This is a genomic window from Acidovorax sp. KNOB132, assembly GCF_057541515.1.
This window is the reverse complement of the sequence record NZ_BAAJYT010000105.1, coordinates 1-12486: the sequence shown is the minus strand read 5'-3', so window position 1 is coordinate 12486 and position 12486 is coordinate 1. Positions and strand designations below refer to the sequence as shown.

At 69.3% G+C, this 12486-nt stretch carries 2 protein-coding genes and 2 pseudogenes; all 4 read right to left on the bottom strand.

The genetic code is table 11. The features are described from left to right. Positions 1-60 precede the first annotated feature (60 nt). Positions 61-1587, bottom strand: a complete 1527-nt coding sequence (locus AC27IO_RS14315) for a condensation domain-containing protein (protein WP_498739318.1) — start codon at positions 1585-1587, stop codon at positions 61-63. A gap of 29 nt (positions 1588-1616) precedes the next feature. Further along, positions 1617-4892 (bottom strand): non-ribosomal peptide synthetase, encoded by a 3276-nt coding sequence (locus AC27IO_RS14310; protein ID WP_498739316.1) that lies wholly within the window; start codon positions 4890-4892, stop codon positions 1617-1619. A gap of 1 nt (position 4893) precedes the next feature. Next, a pseudogene (locus AC27IO_RS14305) lies at positions 4894-7353 on the bottom strand (condensation domain-containing protein); the annotation flags it as partial. A gap of 96 nt (positions 7354-7449) precedes the next feature. Continuing rightward, positions 7450-12486, bottom strand: a pseudogene (locus tag AC27IO_RS14300) (amino acid adenylation domain-containing protein); the annotation flags it as partial.

Genomic DNA, 12486 nt, shown 5'->3' with positions numbered 1-12486 from the left:
CTCAGCTGCCGATCGCCCAGCACCAGGGCAACGGCATCCGGTCGCGCCCGCGCAGGCGCTCTATCCGCGCGTGCAGGGAACCCTCCCCCACCGGCTCAGCCACCCTCCCTCCGCTCTCCCCAACCCTGCCAGCCGCTCTCTCTCCCCTGCACTCAGCAGATCCAATTCCCCCAGCAGCCCATCGGGATGGTCCGCCAGGGCCTCCAGTACCCGCACACAGCCCGCACGCAGCCGCTGCGCCGTGTCCGGGCCGAACAGGTCGGTGTTGTATTCGAGCCGGGCATGGATCTGCCCGGCGTCCAGGACCGCATTGAGCGACAGGTCCGCCTTGGCGCCGGCCGGGCCGGCATCGATGAACTCCGCCCGCGCGCCGTGCAGGTCGAGCACCAGCGAAGGGTCGGCCACCTGCCAGCTGAACATCACCTGGAACAGCGGGTTGCGTCCGCCGTCCCGGGCCGCTTTGCGGCTGGCCAGCAAGGCTTCGAGTGGCAGATCGGCATGCTCCAGCGCGGCCAGGGCATCGGCCCGGACCTGGCGACAAATCTGGCGCAGCGTCTGCTGCGGCGACAGCCGGGCGCGGAAAACCTGCGTATTGACGAAAAAGCCCAGCAGATCGCGGAGCGATTCGCGGTGCCGCCCGGCATTGGGCACGCCCACCCCGAAATCGGTCTGCCCGCTGTAGCGGCACAGCAGCATCTGCCAGGCGGCCAACAACACCATGAAGGGGGTGCAACGCTCGGCGCGGCACAGCCGCAGGAGGCGCTCGCACAGCGCCGGTTCCAGCGTGAAGTTCAGCGATTCGCCGCGAAAGCTCTGTCCCTCCGACCGGATCCCATCCAGGGGCAGTTCCAGCGCCGGAACGTGCGGGCCCAGATGGGCGTTCCAGTGGTCCAGCTGGCGCGCAAAACCACCGCTGTCCAGCTGTGCCCGCTGCCAGACGGCGAAGTCACCATACTGCAGGCGCAGCGCTGGCAGGTGCACCGGGCCCGGGCTTCGCAGGGCTTGCCCATAGGCCATTCCCAAGTCGCGCGCCAGGATGGGATTGGAAGCCGCGTCCGTCACGATGTGGTGCAGGCAGACACCGAGCAGATGCTGTTGATCGCCCAGTTTCACGAGGCGCGCCACCAGCGCGGGCGCACGACCCAATTCGAAAACATGCGATGCCAGTCCACTGACCAGCTCGGCCACGACGGCGTCGGCCGGCTCGGCCGCACGGTCGGTCGCATCGATGCACTCGAGTTGGAACGGCACCTGCGGCCGCACCGTCTGCCAAGGCACGCCGTCCCGTTCGATGAAGGCCGTGCGCAGGATCGCATGTCTGGCCAGCACGGCCTGGAAGGCGCGCTCCAGGGCGTCGGCATCGAGCGGGCCGTCGATTTTCAGCACCCGGGGCAGGTTGTACGCCGTCATGCCGGGCACGAGGCACTGGAGGAACCACAGTTGCTCCTGCGCGTACGACAGAGGAATGCCGTCGCCCGCGCGAGTGCACGGAACGATGTCGCCATCCTCCACGTCCTGCAAAGGCAGGATGCGAAGCGCCTGCGGGACGGCGGCGCGGGACGGGGCAGCGGTTGCGATGGAATCCATGGTGTCTTCGTTTTTCAGGCGGTGGGGACTCATGCGTGAACCGTCGCGGGTGCGTCGGCCCCTTCGCCGCGGTGCGGCTCGGCCTGCGGGGCCGCGGCACCTGCTGCGCGCTGCGCCTGGGCCCGCTGCTCCAGCTGAGCGGCCTGGTCGCCTTCGCCCTGCCGCAGTGCCGCCGCCAGCGCCGAGATGCTGGGGTGGTCGAACACCAGGCCCGGTGCCACCTCCAGCTGCAGCAGCTTGCGGATGCGCGCCACCAGCTTGATCACGAGCAGCGAATGCGCACCCAGGTCGAAGAAATCGTCGTCCACGCCGATGGCATCTCTTTGCAAAAGCTGGGCCATGGCGTCGGCCAGCAAATGCTCCAGGGCATCGCGCGGCGGCCGGGACGGGGTGCCGCCGCCTCCACTGGCGGCCAGGGCCTCCAGCGCAACCCGATCGATCTTGCCGTTGGGAAGCCGGGGAAACTGGGCCAGGACCACGCAGCGCGCGGGAACCATGGCCGAAGGCAAGCGGGCGGCCACATGGTCCCGCAAGGCGGCCGCCATGGCCAGCGCCGCAGGGCCGCTGGCCACGGCGCATGCCACCAGTTCCGGCGCACCGCCATCGCCCGGCCGCGCGAACACCGTGGCCTGTGCCACGTTCGGGTGCGACAGCAACGCGGCCTCCACCTCGGCGGGCTCAACGCGAAAGCCCCGGATCTTGATCTGGTGGTCGGCACGCCCCGCCAGCCGGATGCCACCGCCGGGCAGTCGCCAGGCCAGGTCGCCGGTGCGGTACAGGCGCTCGCCCGGATTGAAGGGGTCGTCGATGAACGCGTCGCTGCCCGCCTCGCGGTGCAGGTAACCGCGGCACAGCTGCGCGCCCCCGATGAAGAGCATGCCCCGCCCCCCCTGCGGAACCATCTGCAGGTGTTCGTCGAGCACATGGACGCGGTTGTTGGCCAGCACGCGGGTGAGCGGCAAGGTGCCTCCACCTGGCGTAGCGCCGGATCCATGGGCATGCACCATCACGCCCACGGTGGCCTCGGTCGGGCCGTAGTGGTTGTAGATGCGGCCGTGTGGTGCCAGGCGCGCGATGCGCTCCAGCAGGGCGCTGGGCGTGGCCTCTCCGCCGAGCACCAAGGTGCGCGGCAGCACCGGCACTTCGTGCTCGAGCAGCGCTTCCAGGTGCGACGGGACCATCTTGATCGCATCGATCTGGCGCTGCGCCATGAAGGCCGCGAACGCCTGCGCATCTTCGACTTCGTTTTGCTCGGCAATGACCAGGCAGGCGCCGTTGAACAGCGCTCCGAACAAAGCGGTGTTGCCCAGGTCCGCCACCACCGAGCTGGTCAGCGCCCAGCGCCGGCACCGCCCCAGGTCCATCGCCTGCGTGGCACTGGCCACGTAATTGAGCAACTGCGCTTGCCCGATCATCACGCCTTTGGGCTGCCCGGTCGATCCGGAGGTGTAGAGCACGTAGGCGAGATCGGCCATTTGCGGCGCGCGTTGCCAACCTGTTTCGGAGGGCACCGCGCTTTGCAGATCGGGCAGATGGATGTCGCGCCAGGATGATGGGACTGGCGTGGGCGACTCGACACCCAACTCCGTTGCGCGAAGGACGTACGCTGGCCGGGCATGCGCCAGCACGGCTTCGCGGCGCGCGGCCGGCCACTCGGGCTCCAAGGGGAGGTAACCCGCACCCACGCGCCAAGCCGCGAGCATGGCGACCACCAGGTCGAGCGACCGGGGCAGCTCGATGGCGAGCAGTCCGCCCGCAGTCAGCCCGTGGACGTGCAGGGCTTGCGCCATGCGATCCACGCGTGATTGAAGCTCACGGTAGTTCAGGCGCTCCGCACCCGCCTCGATGGCTGGGGCATCCGGCGTCAGTGTGGCCCAGCGTGCGATGTGCTCGCCCACCGTGAGCGGCCCGGCATCCAGCAACGCATCGTTCAGCGACATCAGAAGCGCGCGCTCCTGCGAACCGACCAGGGGAAGGCGGGCCACAGGCCTTTGGGGTTGTGCCACCGCCGCGGCGAGCAGCGTGGTGAATTGCATCAGCAGTGCCTGAGCGGCAGCCTCGCTGCAGCGGCCTTCCGCGGCATGGATTGCCAGCGAGCCAGGCACCCCGGCGGACCATTGCGCATCCAGCACCAATTCGAAGCAAGGCAAGGGCGCAGGCAAGGCCTCGACCTGCCAGACAGTGCCCTCCACCGCATGGCGGGCGGGCGCGTGGCGGGCCAGGAATCCCCAGCGCGCAAGCCCTGGCAGCGCAGGTGCGTCGATGGGCCAGAACTCCTGAGCCTGCGCATGCGCATCGAGCGTCGCGCCCAACCGGCGGAGCCAATCCCCAAACCCTTCGGTGGGGGCAATGTCCACCACCACCGGCAACACCTTGCTGAACGCGCCCACGCTGCCTTGCATGACGTCGTAGTCGTCCCGGCAATCGTTCTGCCATCCGACCACGAACCGGCGCTCCTCAGCCAACCGCGAGAGCAGCAGCCACCACACGGCCTGCAGCAGCGTGTGCACCTGCGTTCCTGCCGAATCGGCCGCGGCTTGGACCTGGGCCGCGAGCACCGGTTCGACCGCCTGCGCATGCCGCAGCGCCAGGCGCCTCCCTGACACGGCCGCTGGGCCATCCATCAAGGCATCCAGACGAGGCGCTGGCAAGGCATCGCTGCCTTCCATGTGATTGCGCCAATAGGTTTGCCCCTGCCGGGCATCGTCACCCTCCTGCAGGTCCTGCCGCCATTCCACGAACTGGGCATATTGGAAGGGCTCGTCGCCCCCGTGCGGGGAGTCGCCACCATAGGCACGCACGACCTGATCGAGCAACGCCACCAGGCTGCCCTGGTCCGCGGCCAGCGCGTTCGCGGCGATCACGAGCCTGTGTTGCGCGTGCGCCGTCCGCGCCAGTCCCACGCGCAGCACCGCCGCACGCGACGGGTCCAGCGGAAGGGCGGACACCCCTTGCCACCAGTCTTCCAGGGCGGTGACGGATGCAGGCGCGGCGCGCTCGGCGGCCGGCGCGCGCAGGTCACCGGCGTGCCAGTCCAGCGCAGGCAGCGATTCCAATGGCTGCTGCCGCAGCCCGCGATACCCCGGCACGACCCGCAGTGCCGTGGACAGGGCGCCGTGCGAACGCAGGGCAGACTCCACGGCGGCGCGCAGCCGCTGCGGATCCAGGGGGCCTTCGATGCAGGTCCGGATCTCCAGGGTCAGCGACGCTGCTCCAGGGTCCTCGTCAGCCATCGACAGCATGGCTCGCTGCTCAGGGCTGAGCGCGAAAGTGGTTTCAGCGAGATCAGTGAGGGTGGACATCATTTCAACCAGGGATCGGAGAAGGAACGGACGCGGCGGCAGACAGCACCTGCGCGCTTTCGGGCGGCACCGCCTGCAGCGCGGCGCGGTCGTACATGGCCCCCATGGCGACCACGATCTTTCTGGGGCCTTCGTAGGGGTCCCGGGCATGGGCGGCCAGCATGTTGTCCAGCATCACCACATCGCCCTGGCGCCAGTCGAAGCGCACCGCGCACGCCTCGTAGGCCTCGCCCACCAGCGCCATGGTCTCGTCGCTGATCGGAGAGCCATCGCCGTAGCAGACATGCCGCGGCATCCGCTCCATTCCGACCATGGCGAGCAGGTCTTGCCGCACTTCGGGCTCCAGGCAGCTCACGTGGTGCAGCTGAACCTGGTTGAAGAACACCCGCTCGCCGGTGATCGGGTGGACCATCACCGCAGGGCACCGCGTGCGGGTCTGCAGCGTGTCGCCATCCAGCCAGCGCCACTCGATTCCAGCAGCCGCCAGGCGGCTCTCCACCGCATCCCGGCGATCGGTCTTGTAGAAGTCCTGCCAGCTCACATCCAGGCCGGGCGTGAAGGTGCGCAGGTACAGCAGTTCCTTGCGCTCGAACTCGTCCACCAGGTCCGCCGGCAGGCGGCGCAGCATCTCCCGGCAATCGACGATGGGCGTCGCGCCGCCCACCGGCGACGGCAGTTCGCAGAAGAACCACTGCTTGCGGGGCCAGCGATCCAGGTGCGAGCTTTCGTTATGGAACAGGATCATCTGGCGCTCGGGGTACGGCGTGGAGCGATAGGTGTTGCGACCCCCCTCCTTCTTGGGCAGGTCACCGTAGCTCCCGTACAGCTCGGGCTCGATGGTCTCGGCGAACGCTTCGAAATCCTGCGGGCTCTTCAATCCCAGGTTGCGCAGCAGCAGGCCGCCGTGCTTGCGCAGCATGGACTCGATGAAGCCGCGCTGCTCACGGGCCCACGCGACCGGATCGAGGTCGTTGCCCGTGGCCTCGATCACCAACGGAAACTCCCGCTGCGCCGAGAGAAAGGACATGCGCACGGGAGAGCGTGCCGCGGCCTCTGCGGCAGGACGGCCCTTGACGGTGAGTTTCTTGAGTTTTTCCAGCTTGCTCGGCGCAAGCGACGAAGACAGCATCATTGAAGGCTCCTGAAAGAGAGGAAGGGCAAAGCGCTCGAGCGGCGCGTCGGGCGTGGCGACCACCTGCTGCAGCAGGCTGACCCAGGCATCGCTGGCGCGCACGATGGTTTCGTGCCGGTACAGGCGCGTGGCGTAGACCCATTCGATACCCAGGCCCTGCGCGTCCTCGACCACGAAGACCCCCAGGTCGAACTTGGACGTGGAGACCGGCTGCGTCGCCACTTCGATGGCCAGGTCCGGCAATTCGAAGCGGCTTTGCGGCAGGTTCTGCAGCACGAACAGCACCTGCACCAGCGGGTTGTGCTGGCGCGTGCGAGGCAGCCCGGTCAGCTCCACGATCTGGTCCAGGGGCATGTCCTGGTGTTCGAAGGCGCTCAAGGTGCTGTCCTTGGTCCGCGCCAGCCATTGCAGGAAGGTCAACCCGGGTTCCATGCGCGAGCGCAGCGGCAGCACGTTGACGAAAAAGCCGATGAGGCCTTCGAGATCGGGGTGGTTGCGCCCCGCGACGTCGGTGCCGATCACCAGATCGTCCGCGCCTGTCTGGCAGTGCATCTGCCACTCGAAAGCCGCCAGCAGCACGGTGAAAAGCGTCGTCCGCTCCCTTCTCGCCAGGGCCCCCAGGGCCTCGGCACATTCCCGGGGGATGCGCAGCCGCACCGAACGGCCCTCGGTCGACGCAACGGCCGGACGTTCGTGGTCCGGTCGGGGCGAGGACAGGGCCGGCGCCCCGGCCAGATAGCCGTGCCAGAAGGCTGGCGTGTCGGTGCGCCCCGGCGCCAGCCGGCGGCGGTGCCAGTCGGCATAGTCGGCGTACTGGAGTGCGAGGGGCGGCAGCGGCGAGGGACGATGGTCCTTCAACGCAGCGTAGAGGGCCACGAACTCTTTCACGAAAACAGTTTCCGACCAGCCGTCGAACGCGATGTGGTGCACGCAGAGGAGCAGCATGTGCCGATCGCTGCCGAGCCGCAGCAGGGCGGCCGAAAACACCGGACCGGACGACAGGTCGAACGGCGCTTTGGCGTGGGCGGACAGCGCTGCCTGCACGGCGAGGCTTTGCGCCGCGGCGTCGAGGCCCGACAGATCCTGCATCGGCACGGGCAACGGGCTGGCCGGCAGGATGTATGCAACCGGCTCGCCTTCGTCGTCCTGGCCGTAGCGGGTTCGCAGCACTTCGTGGCGCGCCACGATCGTGTCCAGGGCGCCCTGCAGCGCATGGACGTGCAGCGCGCCAGTGAGCGTCAACGCGGCGCTCACGTTGTAAGCGGTGCTTTTCACCGAGGCACCGGGCAATTGGTCCACGAGCCACAGGCGCTGCTGCGCTGGCGACAGCGGCATGTGCGCCTGGCGCTCCACCGGTACCAGGGCCGGCCCGCCTGCCATGGCAAGCCCGCCGTGAAGCGCCTTGCGAATGTCGCTGGCCATGGCGTGCAGCACGGGTTCTTCGAAGATGCGGCGCAAGGCCAGGTCCACGCCATAGGCCTGCCGCACCCGCGAGGCGAGCTGCGCTGCCAGCAGCGAATGGCCGCCGAGTTCGAAGAAGTGATCGCGCCGACCCACGGGCACCCCACCCAGCAGTTCGGACCACATGGCGGCCAGGGCCTGCTCTTCGGCCCCGTGCGGAGGTTCGAAATTCCGTGCAGGCGCCACGCCAGGGTCCGGAAGCGCCTTGCGATCCACCTTGCCGTTGGTGTTCAGCGGCAGCGCTGGAAGCGCCATCACCACGGCAGGCACCATATAGCTGGGCAGGGTGGCCGCCAACCGCGCCACCAGTTGCTCTGCCAGCGGGACCGGCTCATCCCCCTGCCCGGCGTGCACCACCACATAGCCCAGCAGCGTGGCGCCCGTGGCGCCCTCCCTGGCCACCACCACGGCTTCGCGCACTTCGGGTTGCGCGAGCAATTGCGCCTCGATTTCGCCCAGCTCGATCCGGTAGCCCCGGATCTTCACCTGATGGTCGATGCGCCCCAGGTATTCCAACTGCCCGTCAGCGCCCCAGCGTGCCAGATCGCCCGTGCGGTACAGGCGTTCGCCGCCAGGGCCTGCGATGAAGCGTTCGGCCGTCAGACCCGCCCGGCCCTGGTAGCCACGCGCCAGACCGACCCCACTCAGGAAAAGCTCCCCGGGCACGCCGGCGGGTGCCGGATTCAAGGCGCCGTCCAGCACGTGCAGCCCGGTCGCCGCAATCGCCTGGCCCAGCCGGGGCGGTCCTTCGACGCGGCCCGCGGTGGACCAGATGGTCGTTTCCGTGGGGCCGTACATGTTCCACAGCTCCAGCCCCAGGCCTTGCAGCGCGAGCGCCAGATCCGGCTGCAGGGCCTCACCGCCGCACAGGCCGCGAATACGGCGCGCCGCCATGGGCCTCCAGCCGCTCGTCAGCAAAAAGCGCCACCCCGCAGGCGTGGCCTGGAATGCCGTGGCGCCGCAGTCCTCGATCAACCGGGCCAGCGCCGAGGCGTCGCGCGTGACTTCGCGGGAGGCCAGCACGAGCCGCGCGCCGGTGACGAGCGGCAGATACACCTCCAGCGCGGCGATGTCGAAGGACAGCGAGGTGGCCGCCACCAGCACGTCATCCGCGCCCAGTCCGGGCTGCTCCTGCATGCTGCGCAGGAAATGGCCCAGGGCTTCGTGCCGCACCATCACGCCCTTGGGCAGACCGGTGGAACCGGAGGTGTAGATGGCATAGGCCAGGTGATCGCCATGCAGCGGAACCTGGGGATCTCGCTCGGATTCGCCCGCCAGCTCGGCGGAGTCGTAGTCCAGCACCGGCAATGTCTCCGTATGCGGTAGCCGGGCGCGCACCTGCGGCTGGGTAAGGAGCCAACCCATGCCGCTGTCCGCCACCATGTGGGCCAGCCGCTGGGCCGGCAGTTGCGGATCGAGCGGGACATAGGCACCGCCGGCTTTCAGCACCGCCAGCAGCGAGACGACCATGGCCGCGGACCGCTCCATGGCGATGCCGACCCGGCTGTCGGGGCGCACCCCATGGCGAATCAGGCGGTGCGCCATCTGGTTGGCCCGCCGGTTCAACGCCTCGTAGCTCAGTTGCTCATCGCCCGCCACCAGCGCGATGGCTTGGGGCCGGGATTGCACCTGCTGTTCGAACAAGCGGTGCACTGGCACGAAGGGGGCGTAGCGTCGGGCATTCGTTCCCCACCGCATCGACTGCTGGCGTTCCGCCTCGCCCTGCACCGTCAGTTCACAGACCCGGGCACCGGGCTCGGTGGCGAGCGCGCCGACCAGGCCTTCCAGGGCCGCCCTCATCCAGCTGCACAGGCGCTGCGCATCGACCCGCCGGTCCACCTTGGCCGTGAGCGTGAAGCCTGTGCCCTGGTCGTCCACGGCCAGCTCCAGCGGGTAATTGGTGCGCTCTTCGCTGCCAAGCCACTCCATGCCGTCCCAGATCGGGCTCTGAGGCCCCTCAGCGGGCGGGCTGTAGCGGTAGTTGAGCAATGCCGAGAACAACGGGGTGTTGCCCTGGAGTGCGCTGCAGCGCTGCGCCAGCGCCAGGCTGGCATGCTCGTGGTGCAGCAGATCGCTCAGTGCACGGTGCGTTTGCTCCACGCAGGCACCGACGGCCTGCGCACCGAGCCTTACGCGCAAGGGCAGCGTGTTGATGAAAAGACCCAGGGCGCGATCCGCGCCGGTTCCGCCCTGCATGCGGCCGAACAGAACGGTGCCGAAAACGACGTCGTCCTTGCCCGTGGCTTGTGCCAGCACCATGGCCCAGGCCAGATGGAACAGCGTCGCCGCACTCACGCCGTGCCGCTGAGCCTGTGCCCGCACCTGGGAGGCCAGGCCCGCCTCCAGCAAAAGGCCGGCCTGCGCGAGTTGCGTTCCATCGCCCTGCACATCGTGCAGCCCGAACGGTGCGGTGGGCTCATCCACATCGCTCAGCATGGAGCGAAAGAACGCCTCGTGGTCGGCCTGGCCGTTGGCGCGCCGGGCTTGCGCCACGAACTGCCGGAACGGCATGCACGGGCCCAACTCCTGCGCCCGGCCCTGCTGGATCAGCGCGATCTCCTGGATGATCAGTTCCAGCGTGGTGTGGTCCAGCACCAGGTGGTGGCTGGGCAATTGCAGCAGCCAGCGGCCGACAGAGGCATCGTGCGCGGCCACCGCGTGGATCATGGGTGCGCGGCGCACGTCGATCCGGTGACGCGCGGGGTCCACCAGCGCGGCCAGCCGTTCGGCGACGGCCATCTGAGGCACCGCCGTATCGTCGGCATTGCGGTCCGCCTCCATCCATTGCAATTGCAGGGGCGCATGGCGGTAGACCACCTGCACCGGCTCGGGCAGGCCGTCCCACAGCACAGCCGTGCGGAGAATGTCGTGGCGCTCGATGACCTGGTTGAAGCTGTCAATGAAGCGCTCCAGCCGCTCCTGGCTGTCGAAACCGAGCGCATGCAGCGTGATGTATGCGTCGCCTTCGCGCTGCAGGCGGTGGTGGAACAGCATGCCGTCCTGCAGCGGCGCCAGGGGATAGATGTCCTGGATGTTGCTCGCACCGCCCGGCACCTGCGCAACGATCTGCTGAATGTGTGCGGGCTCCAGCGCGATGAGGGGCAGCATCTCCGGGTGGATTGCCGAGGCGCCGGGCGGAATCCCGTTGGGCGGCACCGATACTTCCGCAGGGGCCGGCTCCTGCACAAGGGCCTGGGCAAAATCCGCCAGCTCCGGGTGCTGAAACAGCGTGCGTACCTGGACCGGCCAGCCCTTTTGGCGCACCTGGTCAAGAAGGCGCAGCGCCACCAGGGAGTGTCCCCCGATTTCGAAGAAGTTGTCATGGCGCCCCACGCGCTCCAGCCCCAGCACCTGCCCCCAGATCTGCGCCAGCGCCTGCTCCACCTCCCCCCGCGGCGCCTCGTACTCCCGCGCCCTCAGGCCTTCTTGCTCCCCCGCCCCCTCCATCCCCATCTGCCCCAGCGCCTTGCGGTCCACCTTGCCGTTGCCGTTCAGCGGCAACCCCTCGGCCACCACCACCACCGCCCCCGGCACCATGTACTCCGGCAGCCCCTGCCCCAGCCGCCTCCTCAGCGCCCCCAGCTCGATCGCCTGCCCCGCCTGCGGCGACACGTACGCCACCAGCCTCGCACCGCTGTCGCGCTCCTGCACCAGCACCACCGCCTCCCTCACCTCGGGCTGCGCCAGCAACTGCGCCTCGATCTCCCCCAGCTCGATCCGGAACCCCCGGATCTTCACCTGGTGGTCGATGCGCCCCAGGTACTCCAGCTCCCCGCCCGCGCTCCAGCGCACCCGGTCCCCCGTGCGGTACAGCCGCTGTCCCCCCTCCGCAGCGATGAAGCGCTGCGCGGTGAGCGCCGCCTGCCCCAGGTACCCCCGCGCCAGCCCCTCGCCCGCCACGTACAGCTCGCCCGGCAGTCCGATGGGCACGGGCTGCAGCGAGCTGTCCAGCACGCGCAGCCCCAGGTCCGGGATGGCCACGCCCACGGGGCTGCGCGCCGCATCCAGGTCGCCCGCGTCACGGGCCGGTAGGTGACGTGCACGGTGGTCTCGGTGATCCCGTACATGTTGATGAGCCGCGGCCGGGCATCGCCCCAGTGCTCGATCCATTTCCTGAGCCGCTGCGGCTCCAGGGCCTCGCCCCCGAAGATGACCCAGCGCAGCGCCAGCCCGCTCTCGTAGGCCTCTCGCTGCTCCATGAGCTGACCGAAGGCCGAGGGGGTCTGGTTGAGCACGGTGACCTGCTGCTCGCGCAGCAGCTGCACGAAGTCCTGCGGCGAGCGACTGACCCAGTACGGCACGATGACCAGCCGCCCCCCGGTGCACAGGGCCCCGAAGATCTCCCACACGGAGAAGTCGAAGGCGTAGGAGTGGAACAGGGTCCAGGTGTCCTCGGGCCCGAAGTGGAACCACGGCTGGGTGGCATCCAGCAGCCGCGTGGCGTTGCGGTGGCTCAGCTGCGCGCCCTTGGGCCGCCCGGTGGAGCCGGAGGTGTAGATGACGTAGGCCAGCCCCTCGGGGTGCACGGCGATGCCGGGGTTACCCCCAGCCTCGCCCTGCCAATCCAGGGTGTCCAGCTCCACGGTGGGCAGGCCTTCGGCCCAGGCGAGCGATCCGCGCAAGGCGCTGTGGGTGAGCACCAGGGCCACGGCGCTGTCCTGCGCCATGTAGGCCAGGCGATCGGCTGGGTACTGCGGGTCCAGGGGCACGTAGGCCCCCCCCGGCCTTGAGGGTGGCGAGCATGCCAACGACCGTCTCCAGGCCCCGCTCCAGCGCCAGGCCCACCCGGACCTCGGGGCCCACGCCGCGACCGATGAGGTGGTGCGCCAGTTGGTTGGCCTGGCGGTTGAGCTCTCCGTAGCTCAGCTGCCGATCGCCCAGCACCAGGGCAACGGCATCCGGCCGCGCCCGCGCATGGCGCTCTATCCGCGCGTGCAGGGAACCCTCCCCCACCGGCTCAGCCACCCTCCCTCGCTCTCCCCAACCCTGCAGCCGCTCTCTCTC